We start from the raw sequence: 16855 nt of genomic DNA, 5'->3' as shown, positions 1-16855 counted from the left end.
AGGCGGTTGGCAATACGTTGTGCTAGTTCCGGGGTGGCGTTACCAGCAAAAAGCTTCATATCAGGCACGAGAAGAACCTCAGGCATGCGTCCAGTGGTGGATAACCTTCGCCAAAAACTGTGCGGGCCAGGCGAACGCTATCCAGGCGGTGTATTAAAGAGCGCGATGCAACGTCTGGAACAGGGTGACGTTGTCACCGAAACTCAGGTTGCGCCAGAATGGCCTGTCGTAGCGGGGAGATGTTCACACCTCGCGCCACAAAACCGTGCAGCCATTCCGGGGCCAGCTCGAGCACCTGACGTGCAGCAGTCTCTGTGTCAAATTCAGCAAAGACACAGGCTCCTGTGCCAGTCAGGCGCGACGGCGCGTATTCTAACAGCCAGGAAAGCGCCGCATCAACCTCGCGAAAACGTTTTCTTGCGATATCCTCGCAATCATTGCTGAATTCACAATTTAATAACGTTTCTATTGACCGCACCGGCGTATTACGTGTTAGCCCCGGATCCTTGAAAATGACTGGCGTCGGAATGCTGACGCCAGGATGGGCCACCAGGTACCACTTTTCCGGCGGATTCACTGGCGTGAGCACTTCGCCCACCCCTTCGGCAAAGGCCGCGTGACCCCGCACGAAGACCGGGACATCGGCGCCAAGAGTCAGGCCCAGTTCGGCCAGCTCATCGTCAGAGAGCCCGCAGCCCCAAAGGTGATTCAATACCACCAGCACCGTGGCGGCGTTAGACGATCCGCCGCCCAGTCCACCGCCCATCGGCAGACGCTTCTCAACGCGAATATCCGCGCCGCTGCCGGCGGGCAGGCGACCGGACTGTTGCGCCGCGTTCATCAGCAGGCGCGCCGCACGCACAATCAGGTTGTCTTCGTTTTCGACCCCTTCAACAGGGGTCAGCAGGTTAAGTTGCCCATCCTGGCGCAACGCAATGGAGAGCGTGTCGCCATAATCAACAAACTGGAATAACGTCTGAAGCGTGTGATAACCATCGGCACGCTGTCCTGTAATGTATAAAAACAGGTTCAGTTTTGCAGGAGAGGGCCAGTGGGTCATCATTTGACAATCCAGTTATCCATTTTCAGCTTGATACGCTGGCTGCCCTCGGTCAGCTCCAAACTGGAGGGTAGGGCCGTTTTACCGCTACTGTCATAGCCGCCGTAAACCACTTTCCAGTTTTTACCATTCTGGCTGTAATTTACCTGGCTCAGGCGATACTGGTCGTCGAGTTTGTAATCGGTGGCATCGCCCGGCAGACCCAGGATCCACTGACGCAGGCTGCTGATGGGGATCGGCATGCCGGTCAGCTTACCTATCATCTCTTCCGCGTCCGTTCCGCTATATTTCTGCCCTTTATTGTCGGTGATCTGCACGGTGCCGGGCTGGGCCAGCAGCTCCATTTCGGTGCTGCCCAGCGGGTTCAGCAGCAGCAGACGATAGCGATCCTGGCCGGTCTGTTGCCAGAAGAAGCGGGCGTAGACTTTCTGCTGATCGGACAGGTAGGCGAAGGCGCCACGGGTCTGGTATTGGTTTAACGAACGCACCTCTTGCTGATGCTGGCGCCACTGAGGCGAATCAGGGCTTTTACCCGGCCCTTTTGGCGGAGTAATCGAACATGCAGTAAGCACCAGCGCGGCCAGGGGCAGCAGGCGAATCATTCTGGTCATAATGATGACAAATCCTTGAGATACGTGGCAGTTATAACTGTTAATGCTAGCGTCCCGTCGTGGTAGCGTCTACGTTCAAATTATCTCAAAGCGCGATCTAAGCTATTACTCCGAAAGGGGACTGTCTCTTTTATTGATCTCGCGCATCCTGTATGATGCGACCTGCTAACCTTATTAACGCTGGTACTACTCCCGCTCACATGACCCTTTTAGCACTCGGTATTAACCACAAAACAGCCCCGGTTTCACTGCGAGAACGCGTTACGTTTTCGCCGGATAATCTCGACCAGGCGCTGGAGAGCCTCCTTGCCCAACCGATGGTGCAGGGCGGCGTGGTGCTGTCGACGTGCAACCGTACCGAGCTGTACCTGAGCGTAGAGGAGCAGGATAACCTGCACGAAGCGCTCATTCGCTGGCTATGTGAATACCATAATCTGAACGAAGATGAGCTGCGAAATAGCCTTTACTGGCACCACGACAACGACGCGGTCAGCCATTTAATGCGCGTCGCCAGCGGCCTGGATTCGCTGGTGCTTGGCGAGCCTCAGATCCTCGGACAGGTTAAAAAAGCCTTTGCGGACTCCCAGAAGGGGCATCTGAAGGCCAGCGAACTGGAGCGCATGTTCCAGAAATCATTCTCTGTCGCCAAGCGAGTGCGAACTGAAACCGACATTGGTGCCAGTGCGGTATCTGTTGCTTTTGCTGCCTGTACTCTGGCGCGTCAAATCTTTGAATCGCTCTCCACGGTCACCGTTTTACTGGTTGGCGCAGGGGAGACCATTGAACTGGTCGCCCGTCACCTGCGCGAACACAAAGTCAAAAAGATGATCATCGCCAACCGCACCCGCGAACGTGCGCAAGCGCTGGCAGAGGAGGTCGGGGCCGAAGTGGTCTCGTTGAGCGATATCGACGCGCGCCTGCAGGAGGCGGATATTATTATCAGCTCTACCGCCAGCCCGCTGCCCATTATTGGCAAAGGCATGGTGGAGCGCGCCCTAAAATCGCGTCGTAATCAGCCGATGCTGCTGGTGGACATCGCCGTCCCGCGCGATGTCGAACCGGAAGTAGGCAAGCTGGCTAACGCGTATTTATACAGCGTGGACGATCTGCAGAGCATCATTTCGCACAACCTTGCCCAGCGTAAGGCGGCGGCGGTGCAGGCAGAGACTATTGTCGAGCAAGAAACCAGCGAATTTATGGCCTGGCTGCGGGCACAAAGCGCCAGCCAGACTATCCGTGAATACCGTGGCCAGGCTGAACAGGTTCGCAATGAACTGACGGCAAAAGCGATGGCAGCCCTCGAACAGGGCGGCGATCCGCAGGTCATCATGCAGGATCTGGCGTGGAAACTGACGAATCGTCTTATCCATGCACCAACCAAATCACTTCAACAGGCCGCCCGTGACGGGGATGACGAACGCCTGAATATTCTGCGCGACAGCCTCGGGCTGGAATAGCGCCCTCTACCCCCAATTTTATAACAAGGTGCACTTACGCCTATGAAGCCCTCTATCGTCGCCAAACTGGAAGCTCTGCACGAGCGTCATGAAGAAGTTCAGGCTCTGCTCGGCGATGCCGCGACCATTGCCGATCAGGAGCGTTTTCGCGCTCTGTCGCGTGAATATGCGCAGCTCAGCGATGTTGCGCGTTGCTTTACCGCCTGGCAGCAGGTTCAGGAAGATATTGAAACGGCGCAGATGATGCTCGACGATCCGGAAATGCGCGAAATGGCGCAGGAAGAGCTGCAGGAGGCCAGGGCCCGTTCCGAAGAGATGGAACAAGAGCTGCAGGTGCTGTTGCTGCCAAAAGATCCGGACGACGAACGCAATGCGTTTGTGGAAGTGCGCGCCGGAACCGGCGGTGATGAAGCGGCGCTTTTTGCCGGCGACCTGTTCCGGATGTACAGCCGTTATGCGGAGTCCCGTCGCTGGCGCGTGGAGATCATGAGCGCCAGCGAGGGCGAACACGGTGGCTATAAAGAGGTGATCGCCAAGATCAGCGGTGACGGTGCCTATGGCCGTCTGAAGTTTGAATCTGGCGGCCATCGCGTGCAGCGCGTGCCGGCGACTGAATCTCAGGGCCGTATCCATACCTCCGCCTGCACCGTGGCGGTGATGCCGGAACTGCCTGAAGCGGAACTGCCGGACATCAACCCGGCCGATCTGCGTATCGATACCTTCCGCTCCTCCGGCGCGGGTGGCCAGCACGTTAACACCACCGATTCTGCAATCCGTATTACCCACCTGCCCACCGGGATCGTGGTGGAGTGTCAGGATGAACGTTCACAGCACAAAAACAAAGCCAAAGCGCTGTCGGTGCTGGGTGCGCGTATCCATGCGGCTGAGGTGGCAAAACGCCAGCAGGCCGAAGCCTCTACCCGTCGTAACCTGCTGGGTAGCGGCGATCGCAGCGATCGTAACCGTACCTACAACTTCCCGCAGGGTCGCGTGACTGACCACCGTATTAACCTCACCATCTATCGTCTGGATGAGACCATGGAAGGCAAGCTCGACGCCCTGATTGAGCCCATCGTGCAGGAGTACCAGGCCGATCAGCTGGCGGCCCTGGCAGAGCAGGATTAATGGATTTTCATCACTGGCTACAGCAGGCTATTGCAGCGCTGGCGGAGAGCGAAAGCCCCCGCCGCGACGCCGAGATCCTGCTGGAGCATGTGACCGGCAAGGCACGCACCTATATTCTCGCGTTCGGTGAAACGCCACTGACGGCTGAACAGCAGGCACAGCTGGATGAACTGCTGGCCCGACGCAAAACCGGCGAGCCGGTAGCGCATCTGGTCGGCGAGCGTGAGTTCTGGTCGCTACCGCTGTATGTCTCTGCGGCCACGCTGATCCCGCGTCCGGATACCGAGTGTCTGGTGGAGCAGGCGCTGGTGCGTCTGCCTGCAACCCCGTGTGAGATTCTCGATCTGGGCACCGGTACCGGTGCCATCGCGTTGGCCCTGGCCAGCGAGCGACCCGATTGCGCTATCACCGCCGTCGACCTGATGCCCGATGCGGTGGCGCTGGCGCAACGCAATGTGGCCCGCCACGCCTTAAGCAACGTCACCGTCCTTTGCAGTAGCTGGTTCAGTGCGCTGGGCAACCAGACATTCTCAATGATCGTCAGCAATCCGCCCTATATCGATGAGCTCGACCCGCATCTGTCGCAGGGCGATGTGCGCTTTGAGCCGCTGACCGCACTGGTAGCGGCCAATGCGGGGCTGGCCGATCTTGACCACATCATTACCAGAGCGCGTCACCACTTGCAGCCAGACGGCTGGCTGTTACTGGAGCATGGCTGGACGCAGGGCGAAGCGGTACGCGAACTTTTTTGTGCGGCAGGCTATACCTCGGTGGAGACCTGTCGTGACTACGGCGGCAATGAACGCCTGACGCTGGGAAAACGGGCATGAGTTTAAGTCTGTTAATCACCCTGCATATTTCTGCCGTGGTACTCACCATCAGTTTTGTCATCCTGCGGTATTGGTGGCGTTACAGCAATAATGCGCTGATAAACGCCCGCTGGGTACGCGTTGCGCCGCACTGCGTTGATACCGTCCTGTTTCTTTCCGGGGTCGGTTTAATGTGGAAAACGGGCTATCTGCCCTTTACGCAAGAAGGGGGATGGCTGACTGAGAAGCTGTTTGGCGTTATCATCTACATCGTTTTGGGTTTTATTGCGCTGGGGCGACGTCGTCCGCGCAGCCAGCAGGCGGGGTTTATCGCCTTTTTGCTGGGGCTGGTGGTGCTGTACATCATCATTAAACTCGCCACCACAAGAATACCGTTACTGGGGTAAGTATGAAGTCCTTAGCCGATTTCGAATTTAACAAAGTGCCGTTGTGCGATGGAATGGTCCAGATATCCGAGATAATCCGCGATGATTTCAACGCGCAGTATGTCTACGATGAACTGGAACATCTCGCCAGCCTGGCGCGTGAAGAAATTAGCGAAGCACGTCCACAGGAGTGGCAACTGGAAAAGCTGATTTCGCTTTTCTATGGCGAATGGGGATTCGGCGATAAACGTGGCGTTTATCGTCTGTCGGATGCCCTGTGGCTGGACCAGGTTCTGAAACACCGCCAGGGAAGCGCGGTGTCGCTGGGGGCCATTTTCCTGTGGGTGGCCCACCGTCTGGATATTCCACTGGTGCCGGTCATTTTCCCGACGCAGATGATCCTGCGCGGCGAGTGGCTGGACGGCGAAATGTGGTTAATCAATCCCTTTAACGGCGAGACGCTCAACGAGCACACCCTCGACGTCTGGTTAAAGGGGAACATCAGCCCGGTGGCTGAGCTGTTCAATGAAGATCTGGACGAAGCCGACAACGCCGAGGTGATCCGCAAATTGCTGGATACCCTCAAGTCCGCACTGATGGAAGAGCGGCAGATGGAGCTGGCCTTACGGGCCAGTGAAGTGCTGTTACAGTTCAATCCGGAAGACCCTTATGAAATCCGCGATCGTGGCCTGATTTACGTTCAACTGGAGTGCGACCACGTCGCGCTGAACGATCTGAGCTATTTCGTGGAACAGTGCCCGGAAGATCCGATCAGCGAAATGATTCGCGCGCAGATCAACTCCATCGCGCACAAACCTATTACACTGCATTAATCATAATTCCGATTCACCTTTGAATAAGGCAATCCTATGAAACAAAAAGTGGTTAGCATTGGCGACATTAATGTAGCGAACGACCTGCCGTTCGTGCTGTTCGGCGGCATGAACGTTCTGGAGTCTCGTGACCTCGCCATGCGCATCTGCGAACACTATGTGACCGTGACCCAGAAGCTGGGCATCCCGTATGTGTTCAAAGCCTCTTTTGATAAAGCCAACCGCTCCTCTATTCACTCTTACCGTGGCCCAGGCCTGGAAGAGGGGATGAAAATCTTTCAGGAGCTGAAGCAGACCTTCGGCGTGAAGATCATTACCGACGTACACGAATCAGCACAGGCGCAGCCAGTCGCAGACGTGGTTGACGTCATTCAGCTGCCTGCGTTCCTTGCCCGTCAGACCGACCTGGTCGAAGCGATGGCGAAGACCGGCGCCGTAATTAACGTGAAGAAGCCGCAGTTCGTAAGCCCTGGTCAGATGGGGAATATCGTCGATAAGTTCATCGAAGGCGGTAACGACAAGGTTATTCTGTGTGACCGTGGGGCGAACTTCGGTTATGACAACCTGGTTGTCGATATGCTGGGCTTTGGCGTCATGAAGAACGTCTCTAACCAGTCGCCGGTGATCTTTGACGTCACCCACGCGCTGCAGTGCCGCGACCCGTTTGGTGCCGCCTCTGGCGGCCGTCGCGCCCAGGTGACTGAACTGGCGCGCGCCGGGATGGCAACCGGTCTGGCCGGTCTGTTTATCGAAGCGCACCCGGATCCAGCCAACGCAAAATGCGACGGCCCGTCCGCGCTGCCGTTGGATAAGCTGGAGCCATTCCTGAAACAGATTAAAGCGATTGACGATCTGGTCAAGAACTTTGAAGAGCTGGATACCAGCAACTAATAAAAAAACCCGCCTCGGCGGGTTTTTTTTGGCCTGAAGCCAGACACGCACTCAGGCGAATATTGTCATCAGGTAGGCGGCAAACAGGGCCATATGCGCGGCACCGTTCAGCACGTTGGTACGCCCGGTAGAGAAGGAGATCTGGCACAGCAGCAGCGAGGCGACCATTACGATCATCTCTGGTGCGCCCAGAGCGAACTGCAGTTCATTGCCGGTGATAAAGGCAATCAGGGTCACCACGGGTACCGTCAGGGAGATGGTGGCGAGCACTGAACCGAAGAAGAGATTCATGGCGCGCTGCACCTGGTTATTCAATACCGCTTTCAGCGCACCCAGCCCTTCCGGCGAGAGAATCAACAGCGCCACCAGGAAGCCAGTGAAGGCCACCGGCGCGTTCAGCTCAGTGAGCAGCGCCTCCAGCGGATTGGCATTCATTTTGGTCACCGCAATCACGGCAATCAGGTGCACGATTAGCCAGACGGCATGCCACAGGCTACTGTGGGCGGAGGGCTTACCGTGGTGCGGATCGTCGCCGTCATCTTCATGTTCATAGACGAACAGACTCTGGTGCGTTTTGGTCTGAATAAGCAGGAACACGCCATACATGGCCGCCGAGATCAGCGCCACCAGCAGGGCTTGCCCGGTGGTAAAGTTGCCGCCCGGTAACGCCATCGGAAAGACCAGCACAATAATCGCCAGCGGGAAGAGGGCGATCAGATACTGTTTGATTCCGAACAGGTTCATATACTGGGTGGCAAATTTGCGCCCACCCAGCAGCAGCGAAAAGCCCACCAGGCCGCCGGTCACAATCATGATGATGGAATAGAGCGTATCGCGCATTAATGTCGGCGCGGCGTCGCCCGTCGCCATCAGCGCGGAAATCAGGCTAACTTCCAGAATAACAACGGAAAGGCTTAAAATGAGCGAGCCGTAAGGTTCGCCGAGACGGTGGGCCAGAACATCCGCATGGCGTACCACGCTGAATGCGCTAGAAAGGATCCCCACCAGCGCCAGGATATTAATGCCGATGACCACTGGCAGTGACTGTGTGCTTCCCCAGAAGTACAGCACAGCCAGTGCCAGCACCGGGAAAATGAGTGACGTCTCCTTGTGGCGGGTCTTAACCGCCTCATGTGTGGTTGTCATGTGTTTCTCCATCAATGCAGGTGCTTGTAATTATAGATAGAAACTGAAGGTCAATAAGTTAACAGAATTCAGTCAATTTCTGATGATGCTTTACTTGATTTTACGGTTTTTAAGATATTTAGAGCAAAGAAGCTATTATTCAGCATCTTTTCTAAATAAATAATGAATAACAATTAATTATAAATCGTTTTCGAACAGTTACTTTCTTTTTCTGGCGCCATTTGGCGTTGTCTACCACACTTAATAAGTTCAGAAAAAGAGAGGTTCACAATGCCCTATAAATCAAAAAGCGATTTACCCGATAGCGTTCAGCATGTGCTTCCTGCCCATGCGCAGGAGATCTATAAAGAGGCCTTCAATAGCGCCTGGGATCAATATAAAGATAAGGATGATCGCCGGGGTGATGACAGCCGGGAGGAGACAGCGCATAAGGTTGCCTGGGCCGCCGTTAAGCAGGATTACGAGAAGGGAGAGGACGATAAGTGGCATAAAAAGCGCTAAACGCGCGTCAGGCGTGAGCGCTATCACACCGCAACACTGCAAACTTTGACGAATAAGGCGATTAATCTACCGCCGGGTTGCAAGCGGCGAGGGAATTGCATATCGTCACTGGAACTGCTTTCTAAATGAGCAGTAAAAAGACCTGGATGGTTCAAAAAAAGTTGTCGCAAGGAGGCATGCAGTGGCGGAGGTGCAATGTGTTAACGCGAGATTTCTTAATGAAGGCCGATTGCAAAACGGCCTTCGGTGCGATTGAAGAGTCGCTTCTCTGGTCGGCTGAACAGCGTGCGGCATCGCTTGCGGCCACGCTGGCCTGCCGTCCGGACGCGGGTCCGGTCTGGATCTTCGGCTATGGTTCGTTAATGTGGAACCCGGCGCTGGAATTTGTCGAGTCGGCCACCGGTACGCTACCGGGCTGGCACCGTGCGTTCTGTCTGCGCCTGACGGCGGGACGAGGAAGCGCTTGTCAGCCGGGACGCATGCTTGCACTGAAAGAGGGCGGACGCACCACGGGGGTGGCCTACCGTCTACCCGATACCGCTCTTGAAGAGGAGCTGGCGCTGCTGTGGAAACGCGAGATGATCACCGGCTGCTATATGCCGAGCTGGTGCAAACTGGAACTTGACGATGGTCGTACCGTTAACGCGCTGGTGTTCATTATGGATCCGCGGCATCCTCTGTATGAATCTGATACCCGCACGCAGGTTATCGCCCCATTGATCGCAGCCGCCAGCGGGCCGCTGGGCACTAACGCACAATATCTCTTCTCACTCGACCAGGAGCTGACGCGTCTGGGAATGCAGGATGAGTGTCTGAATGAGCTGGTAATGAAGGTGCGAGCGTTACTGGACTGTACCCCGCCGGAGAGCCATCTGCGCCCCGGTTACGCCTGAAAAAACGCCCGGTAAGCCGGGCGTTTTCGCATTAAGCAGCCACAAAACTAATCGAGTGCTCCAGCGACTGGCTATGGCTATCGATTAACACCTCCCAGGTGCCGGTATAGGGTACCGTCAGCCAGGCATTATCCCGGTTTTGTACGCTGAGTATATCTGCCTGCGTTTTCTGCGGCGCCTTGCTGTTCATCAGATGGATATGACAACGCTCTGAGCAGCGTACCACCACCGTATCCCCACCAAAGAGTTTTAAACTTGTTTTCACCAGTGCCATTTTTTACCCCGTTATGCGAAAAAAACGCGCTCCCTGCGGTTAATCCTGAGCGTGATGTTGTTCACAATCCACTCGCTGCATAACACCAAAGGGGTGGGGTTGGAGTGCTGATTTTGATCAAAAAAAAGAATAACCCTTAAACAAAAATGACAATCTTTCTGAAAGGGTTTCACTGACGCGCATTTTCACGGTGAATGCGCGTCAGATTGAGATTAAATGCGGAAATGCCCAGCCGTCTCAGCCAGTTCGCCCGCCTGGCCCTGCAGTGCGCTGGCGGCAGCGGCAGATTGTACAACCAGCTCGGCGTTCTGCTGCACCATCCGATCAAGATGATTCACCGCGTGGTTAATCTCCTGAATCCCTTTCATCTGCTCGTGAGTGGCGACGGTGATCTGGTGCATGATGCCGGACACACTGCCGATACTGGCCACGATCTCCTGCATGCTCTCACCCGCCAGGTGCACATAACGCGAGCCGGTAGCCACACTCTGGGTGGTTGAGTCGATCAGGGATTTGATCTCTTTCGCCGCCTGGGCGCTGCGGCTGGCCAGATTACGCACTTCGCCCGCCACCACAGCAAACCCACGCCCTTGCTCACCGGCGCGCGCCGCTTCCACCGAGGCATTCAGCGCCAGAATATTGGTCTGGAAGGCGATACCGTCGATGACGCTGGTGATATCCCCAATTTTGGCCGAGGCGCTCTCAATAGACTGCATGGTGGTGATCGCCTGAGACACCACATTGCCACCGCGCGAGGCGGCTTCGGTGGCGCGGGAGGCCTGATCGTTTGCTTGTACCGCCGACTCCGTCGACTGCGCCACCGAGGCGGTGATCTGCTCGACAGCGCTGGCGGTTTCACGCAGGCTTGAGGCCGCCTGCTCGGTGCGGCCAGAAAGGTCATGGTTCCCGGCGGCAATCTCCTGGGCGGCGGTTTTCACCGACGCGCTGGCGTCGCGCAGCTGGGCCATCACCACCGACAGCTTATCGCTAAAGGCGTTAAAGGCGTGGGCAATCTCGGCCACTTCGTCCTGGCCTTGCTCTGGCAGGCGCTGGGAGAGATCGTTGGTGCCGTTGGCGATGGCGTGCATGGCGTCGCGAATTTCCGACAGGCGTTTAAGCAGGCGGGCAATGGTGACGTGCACTACCGCGCCGGCGAGCAGGATCAAAATCACCAGCGACAGGGCGGAGGCTTTCAGCATCGAGCGCATACCGCTGGTGGCATCGTGCTGATCCAAAGCCACCACCAGCATCCACTGGGTACCCGGGATCGGCGTGGCGGCAAAGTTCTTCTCGGCGCCTTTCAGCAGGCCGGTAGAGGTTTCCCCCTTTTTCAGGGCGTTGAGGTCGGCACCGCTGATGGCTTCTGCAAAGGGTTTCAGCGTCAGAGCCGGATCGCTGGCGGCAATGACGCTGCCATCGCTGTTGACCAGCAGGCCGCTGCTGGCCGGCGTGGGATGGATCTCGCGCACGTTCGCCACCACGCTGTCCATCACCACATCCCCCGCCACGACGGCTTTCAGCGTCCCGTTCTCTTTAACCGGTACTGCGAAGGTGACCACCAGTTTACCTGTGCCTGCATCGACGTAGGGGGCCGTTACCGCCGGTGCGTCGGCATTCAGCACCTGCTGATACCACGGGCGTACGGTGGGGTCGTAATCGGCGGGCACGCCGGTCGGGTCAGAAAATTTCGCGGTTTTCGTCGCATAGCCCACATAGACGTTACTAAAACCCGCTGCCTGCGCCAGCTGTTTGAAGACCGGTACTGGATCTTCGGTCAGGGCCACGCTTTGCAGGGAGGTAATCGCGGTCATTTTGGTCGCAACCCAGTCGCCAATGGCGAGGCTATGACTAGAGCCGCTGCTGGCGAGCATATCGCGCTGTGTTTGCAGGTTATCCAGGCGGGTGACCTGGTAGTTGATTACGGTGTTAAGAAGTAACGCGACGAACAGACACCCGACTGCCGCCGCGATAATGCGTGCGCGAATTGACCTGAACATAAGTGAAATACCTGCTGAGTGATTGTAAAGAGCCTATCGGCAACCCAGAGGCAAACTTGATGCTGCAACCGCGTCCATAAGAAAAATATATCTACTGAATGTTATTATTAGAAAGTTAATACTTTATCGGCGGACAGAGTCCACTGCGCCAACTCAACCAGCGTCCCGATCTCCACGCCGTCAATCAGCGGTAACGCCGTGATGCCACGCCCATCGGTGCAAGTTTTGCAGAGTTTAACCGGCACATTTTGCGCCGTCAGGATCTCCAGCAATTGCTGAATGTTATACCCCTCCGCAGGCTTCTGGCCGCGCAGCCCTGCCGTGACCGCATCAGACATTAAAAACAGCTTCAGTTCCGGCGCGTTGTCCTGTTCACGCAGGGCGATGGCCAGACGCAGGCTGTTGAACAGGGATTCACTTCCGTAGGCCGCCCCGTTGGCGATAATCACGATCTGCTGCATATTTTCTCCTGATAAATGATAAGGCACGGTTATTGCTTACTGATCCTGATACCAACGACCCGGGAGAGTAAGCATGATGAAAATAACGGGCAGTCCACCCGGCGCCACCGAATGGTTACAGCACGCAAAATTGATGCGTAAACAGCAGCTCTGCAAACTGGCACAGCTGGGTACGCTGGTCAGCCGCATTAGCCATCTGGCGCATATGCTCCAGTGCGAACGCGGCGCCTCGAATATCTGGCTCTGTTCACAGGGTGCGCTGTATGCCCCGGAGTGTAAAGCCAGCCGCGCGCTGGTGGATGAACAGCTGCTCGCTTTTCAGCAGGCGCTGGACTCACCGCTGATGGCCAGCGCCGCGCTCTGTGAGCGCGTGGCCCATGCCCTGCATCATCTTGAACAGTTGCCCACTCTGCGCGAACAGATTATGGCCCGCACCCTGGCGGCTGACCGCGCCATGGAGCACTATAGCCGCACGCTGCGCCACCTGCTCAGTATCGTGCCGCAACTCAATGATAGCATTGACGATCCGCAAATCGCGGGCCGTTTTGTTGCCCTTTATAGTCTGATGCAGGGCAAAGAGCTGGTCGGGCAGGAGCGGGCGCTTGGCGCCATCGGCTTTACGCAGGGCTTCTTCAGCGACGAGATGCGTCAGACGCTGGTGGACCGCATCGACGGCCAGCAGGCCTGCTTTGACGTTTTTCTCTCACTTACCCCTCAGCAGTTGCAGGAGCATTTCACCTTAAGCACCCCCGGCGCGGAGGCGGAACAGCTGCGTCGTCTGGCCTGCACCCGACAGCCTGCTGCGGACAACGGCGTGCTGGCCCTGCACTGGTTCACTCTGCTGACCGAGCGGCTGGAACACCTGCGCAGCCAGGAAGAGCTGCTCATTGCCGATCTGATGATTGCCGTCGATCGGCTGATTACCCACGCCGACGACTACCCGCCGGAAGCTGCGGCGGTCAATGAGCCCCTCGGCCACTATCCTGTTCAGCCACTCTTACCGCTGGTTCGCCAGCAGGCGCGCGAGATAGAGCAGCTATCGCAGCAGCTGGCATCGATGCGCGACACCCTGGAGGAGCGCAAGATCATCGATAAAGCCAAAAGCGTGCTGATGACTCATCAGCAGATGAGCGAAGATCAGGCCTGGTGTCAGCTGCGTAAGATGGCGATGGACAAGAACCAGCGCATGGTGGATATCGCCCGTGCGCTGCTCACCGTGAAAGCACTCTGGCAGGTAACACCAAAGGAGTAGTTGCACGGTCTGTGGGCATTTGCTGCATGGTTGGGGTGCGTTTTGCTTCCGCCTGGCGTGAAAAAGCCCGGAAATGAAGCCGTTAAAAGCTGGCATCACCTTTGCATTAACTCATTAACCATTTTTCGACGACGCGCCAACGGCGGCGCGTCAGTCTTCGGGATAAAGGCGTCCTGCAGTGCTTCGGCACTGTCGGACGCTTTTTTTTTGGCTTTTTTTCAGGAGTGGGCATGGTGGAGTGGACGAGACGGCGATTTTTACAGGCCAGCGCGCTGGCAGGCGGGGCAATGATGTTACCCGGCATCATGCAGGCGGCCTGGGCTGCAGGCTCAGATAAGCCAGAACTGGAAACCGTACGCGTCGGATTTATTCCGCTGACGGACTGCGCCCCGGTGGCTATCGCGGCCCTCAAAGGGTTCGATAAAAAATATGGGATCACCATCGTGCCCACCAAAGAGGCGAGCTGGGCGGCGGTGCGAGACAAGCTGGTCGCGGGCGAGCTGGACGCGGCCCACATTCTCTATGGCCTGCTGTATGGCCTGGAGCTGGGGATTGCCGGTAAGGCCACGCCGATGGCGAACCTGATGACCCTGAACCAGAACGGCCAGGCTATTACCCTGTCGATGGATCTGGCGGAGCAGGGGATACGGGATGCCGAAGGGCTGCACAAGCAGGTCTCTCAGCAGGCGCCGGGGACCTACACCTTCGCCCATACCTTTCCCACCGGCACGCATGCCATGTGGCTCTACTACTGGCTGGCAAGCGCGGGAATTAACCCCTTTGACGATGTGCGCACCGTGGTGGTGCCGCCGCCGCAGATGGTGATGAACATGCGCATCGGCAACATGGTGGGCTTTTGCGTCGGCGAGCCGTGGAACGCCCGCGCCATCAACGATCGAATTGGTTTTACCGCCGCCACCAGCCAGGCGATCTGGCCGGATCACCCTGAAAAAATTCTTGGTACCCGCAGCGCATGGGTAGCGCAGCACCCCAATACCGCCCGGGCGCTGGTCTGTGCCGTAATGGAGGCGCAACGCTGGATCGACGCCTCGCCGGAGAATAAACGCGAAACCGCGCAAATTCTTGCCCGCCGGGCCTGGCTCAATACGAAAGAGCAGTATCTCACGGGCCGAATGTTGGGGGCGTACGACAACGGCCTTGGCGACCGCTGGCAGGACAGTCACCCGATCCGCTTTTTTGACGAGGGGGCAGTCAGCTATCCCTGGCACTCCGATGGCATGTGGTTTTTGACCCAGTTCCGCCGTTGGGGGTTGTTGAAAAGCGACCCGGACTATGCCGCTCTCGCCAGCCGCATCAATCGCACCGATATCTGGCAGGAGGCCGCCACGGCGGTCGGCGGGATCACCGCACCCACTTCACCCATGCGCAGCAGCACCCTGATGGACGGCACCGTCTGGAACGGAACCGATCCTAAAGCCTATGCCCGCAATTTTGCCATTCACCGTACGGAGGCCTGATATGAAACATCTGCAAAACACCAAAGCGGCGGTGGAGACGCCCGTCATCGGGGAAGTCATTACGCTGCCGCCGGTTCAGGTGCGTCGGCGCGCCCCGGCATTTGCCCGCCGAATGAACGGTTTTTTACAACAGCTTATCCCGGCCGCACTGGGCCTTGGGTTGCTGGTGCTCTGCTGGCAGCTGGCCGCCATCAACAGTAAAGGTTTCCCTACGCCGCTCAGCACTCTGGAGTCGGCGCGAACCCTGTTTGCAGATCCGTTCTATCGTGACGGGCCAAACGACATGGGTATCGGCTGGAATGTGCTGGCCTCGCTGCAGCGCGTGGCGGTGGGTTTCGGCCTCGCCGCGCTGGTGGGGATCCCTCTTGGCTTCCTGATTGGCCGTTTTGTCTTCTTCTCACGCATGTTCACCCCGCTTGTCGCGCTCCTGCGCCCGGTCAGTCCGCTGGCCTGGCTGCCGATTGGTCTGCTGCTATTCCAGAAAGCCGAACCGGCCTCCAGCTGGACCATTTTTATCTGCTCTATCTGGCCGATGGTGATCAACACCGCCGAGGGGGTACGCCGCATACCGGAGGACTACCTCAACGTGGCGCGGGTGCTGCAACTCTCCGAGTGGACCGTGATGCGCCGCATTCTCTTCCCCGCCGTATTGCCTGCGGTACTCACCGGGGTGCGCCTCTCAATTGGTATTGCCTGGCTGGTGATTGTCGCCGCCGAGATGCTAACCGGCGGACTGGGTATCGGCTTCTGGATCTGGAACGAGTGGAACAACCTCAATGTTGAAAACATTCTCATCGCCATCGTCATTATCGGCGTGGTCGGGTTACTGCTGGAGCAGGGGCTGATGCTCATCGCCCGCCGCTTTAGCTGGCAGGATAAATAAGGAGCGCACATGAAACCATTAATTCAGGTCCAGGCCGTTAGCCAGCGTTTTTCCACCGCCAGCGGCGAGTTTCTGGCGCTGCAGAATGTCTCGTTCGATATCCACGAAGGCGAAACCGTCAGCCTGATTGGCCACTCCGGCTGCGGGAAATCGACGCTGCTAAATCTGATTGCCGGGATTACGTTGCCCACCGAAGGGGGACTAATTTGCGATAACCGCGAAATTGCCGGGCCGGGACCGGAGCGGGCGGTGGTCTTCCAGAATCACTCCCTGCTGCCGTGGCTCACCTGCTTCGACAACGTGGCGCTGGCGGTGGATCAGGTCTTTCGCCGCACCATGAGCAAGGCTGAGCGTAAAGAGTGGATTGAGCACAATCTCGACCGCGTGCAGATGGGGCACGCCCTGCACAAGCGCCCGGGGGAGATCTCGGGCGGTATGAAGCAGCGTGTCGGCATCGCCCGGGCGCTGGCCATGAAGCCAAAAGTTCTGCTAATGGATGAGCCGTTCGGCGCGCTTGATGCCCTGACCCGTGCCCATCTGCAGGACTCCGTGATGAACATCCAGCAGGCGCTTAATACCACCATTGTGTTGATTACTCACGACATCGACGAGGCGGTGCTGCTCTCGGACCGGGTGCTGATGATGACCAACGGCCCGGCGGCGACGGTGGGGGAGATCCTGCGCGTCGACCTGCCGCGCCCGCGCAACCGGGTGCAGCTGGCGGACGATAGCCGGTATCACCACATGCGTCAGCAGATCCTGCACTTCCTCTATGAAAAACAGCCGAAAGCGGCCTGA

General features: G+C 57.4%; 19 protein-coding genes. 12 read left to right on the top strand and 7 right to left on the bottom strand.

All coding sequences use genetic code 11. From position 1 onward, the window contains the following. The 3 genes from B3B59_RS20500 to lolB form a co-directional block, all read right to left on the bottom strand. A partial coding sequence (locus tag B3B59_RS20500; RefSeq protein WP_414671910.1) for a hypothetical protein occupies positions 1-68 on the bottom strand: 68 nt, incomplete at its 3' end. A gap of 125 nt (positions 69-193) precedes the next feature. Then, positions 194-1063, bottom strand: a complete 870-nt coding sequence (ispE, locus tag B3B59_RS12610) for a 4-(cytidine 5'-diphospho)-2-C-methyl-D-erythritol kinase (RefSeq protein ID WP_040075231.1) — start codon at positions 1061-1063, stop codon at positions 194-196. Further along, entirely contained in the window at positions 1060-1671 is a 612-nt protein-coding gene (gene lolB, locus B3B59_RS12605; protein WP_040075232.1) for a lipoprotein insertase outer membrane protein LolB, read from the bottom strand. The genes ispE and lolB overlap by 4 nt, the downstream gene beginning before the upstream one ends. A 200-nt stretch (positions 1672-1871) precedes the next feature. On the opposite strand from lolB, the gene hemA reads away from it, so the two are divergent. From hemA to kdsA, 6 genes are read left to right on the top strand one after another with little or no spacing between them, the layout of a single operon-like run. Continuing rightward, the gene (hemA, locus tag B3B59_RS12600) at positions 1872-3128 is read left to right on the top strand and encodes a glutamyl-tRNA reductase (RefSeq protein WP_040075233.1); all 1257 of its coding nucleotides are present in this window, start codon (positions 1872-1874) and stop codon (positions 3126-3128) included. Between the two features lie 42 nt (positions 3129-3170). Further along, positions 3171-4253: a peptide chain release factor 1 gene (prfA, locus tag B3B59_RS12595; RefSeq protein ID WP_046885179.1), complete on the top strand. Its 1083-nt coding sequence runs from the start codon at positions 3171-3173 to the stop codon at positions 4251-4253. After that, complete coding sequence (prmC, locus tag B3B59_RS12590) at positions 4253-5083, top strand: peptide chain release factor N(5)-glutamine methyltransferase (RefSeq protein WP_212475680.1); 831 nt, start codon at positions 4253-4255, stop codon at positions 5081-5083. The genes prfA and prmC overlap by 1 nt, the downstream gene beginning before the upstream one ends. Then, a complete protein-coding gene (gene sirB2 / locus B3B59_RS12585) occupies positions 5080-5469 on the top strand; it encodes an invasion regulator SirB2 (protein ID WP_286809152.1) in 390 nt (129 codons plus the stop codon). The genes prmC and sirB2 overlap by 4 nt, the downstream gene beginning before the upstream one ends. 2 nt (positions 5470-5471) lie before the next feature. Next, positions 5472-6281 carry an invasion regulator SirB1 gene (gene sirB1 / locus B3B59_RS12580; protein ID WP_040075237.1) on the top strand — a complete coding sequence of 270 codons (810 nt, stop codon included), beginning with the start codon at positions 5472-5474 and terminating at the stop codon, positions 6279-6281. A 36-nt stretch (positions 6282-6317) separates the two neighbouring features. Continuing rightward, on the top strand, positions 6318-7172 hold the full coding sequence (gene kdsA / locus B3B59_RS12575; protein ID WP_040075238.1) for a 3-deoxy-8-phosphooctulonate synthase: 855 nt from the start codon (positions 6318-6320) through the stop codon (positions 7170-7172). A 51-nt stretch (positions 7173-7223) separates the two neighbouring features. Here the strand turns inward: kdsA and chaA are convergent, their stop codons facing one another. Further along, positions 7224-8318 (bottom strand): sodium-potassium/proton antiporter ChaA, encoded by a 1095-nt coding sequence (gene chaA, locus B3B59_RS12570; protein ID WP_046885182.1) that lies wholly within the window; start codon positions 8316-8318, stop codon positions 7224-7226. 270 nt (positions 8319-8588) lie between these two features. Here chaA and chaB point away from each other — a divergent pair, with 270 nt between their 5' ends. Both chaB and B3B59_RS12560 read left to right on the top strand, forming a co-directional pair. Further along, positions 8589-8819: a putative cation transport regulator ChaB gene (gene chaB / locus B3B59_RS12565; RefSeq protein WP_046885183.1), complete on the top strand. Its 231-nt coding sequence runs from the start codon at positions 8589-8591 to the stop codon at positions 8817-8819. Positions 8820-9016: 197 nt separating this feature from the next. After that, positions 9017-9712 (top strand): gamma-glutamylcyclotransferase, encoded by a 696-nt coding sequence (locus tag B3B59_RS12560; protein ID WP_040075242.1) that lies wholly within the window; start codon positions 9017-9019, stop codon positions 9710-9712. A gap of 31 nt (positions 9713-9743) precedes the next feature. Here B3B59_RS12560 and B3B59_RS12555 read toward each other — a convergent pair whose 3' ends face one another. From B3B59_RS12555 to B3B59_RS12545, 3 genes are all read right to left on the bottom strand, one after another. Further along, positions 9744-9986 (bottom strand): DUF1883 domain-containing protein, encoded by a 243-nt coding sequence (locus tag B3B59_RS12555; protein ID WP_040075243.1) that lies wholly within the window; start codon positions 9984-9986, stop codon positions 9744-9746. Between the two features lie 212 nt (positions 9987-10198). Then, positions 10199-11983 (bottom strand): methyl-accepting chemotaxis protein, encoded by a 1785-nt coding sequence (locus B3B59_RS12550; RefSeq protein WP_212475685.1) that lies wholly within the window; start codon positions 11981-11983, stop codon positions 10199-10201. 107 nt (positions 11984-12090) lie between these two features. Beyond that, entirely contained in the window at positions 12091-12444 is a 354-nt protein-coding gene (locus B3B59_RS12545) for a DsrE/DsrF/TusD sulfur relay family protein (protein WP_286809150.1), read from the bottom strand. A 73-nt stretch (positions 12445-12517) separates the two neighbouring features. Here B3B59_RS12545 and nasR point away from each other — a divergent pair, with 73 nt between their 5' ends. The 4 genes from nasR to B3B59_RS12525 all read left to right on the top strand — a co-directional run bounded on the left by nasR (position 12518) and on the right by B3B59_RS12525 (position 16855). After that, positions 12518-13696, top strand: a complete 1179-nt coding sequence (nasR, locus tag B3B59_RS12540; protein ID WP_286809148.1) for a nitrate regulatory protein NasR — start codon at positions 12518-12520, stop codon at positions 13694-13696. 230 nt (positions 13697-13926) lie between these two features. Then, positions 13927-15174: a CmpA/NrtA family ABC transporter substrate-binding protein gene (locus B3B59_RS12535; protein WP_046885187.1), complete on the top strand. Its 1248-nt coding sequence runs from the start codon at positions 13927-13929 to the stop codon at positions 15172-15174. A gap of 1 nt (position 15175) precedes the next feature. Next, a complete protein-coding gene (gene ntrB, locus B3B59_RS12530; protein WP_207291883.1) occupies positions 15176-16057 on the top strand; it encodes a nitrate ABC transporter permease in 882 nt (293 codons plus the stop codon). Between the two features lie 9 nt (positions 16058-16066). Further along, positions 16067-16855 carry an ABC transporter ATP-binding protein gene (locus B3B59_RS12525; RefSeq protein WP_286809146.1) on the top strand — a complete coding sequence of 263 codons (789 nt, stop codon included), beginning with the start codon at positions 16067-16069 and terminating at the stop codon, positions 16853-16855.

Origin of the sequence: Leclercia sp. UBA2479 (genome assembly GCF_002341985.1) — a bacterium.
Lineage (GTDB): Bacteria > Pseudomonadota > Gammaproteobacteria > Enterobacterales > Enterobacteriaceae > Enterobacter > Enterobacter pneumoniae.
This window is presented reverse-complemented; position numbering and strand designations above follow the sequence as displayed.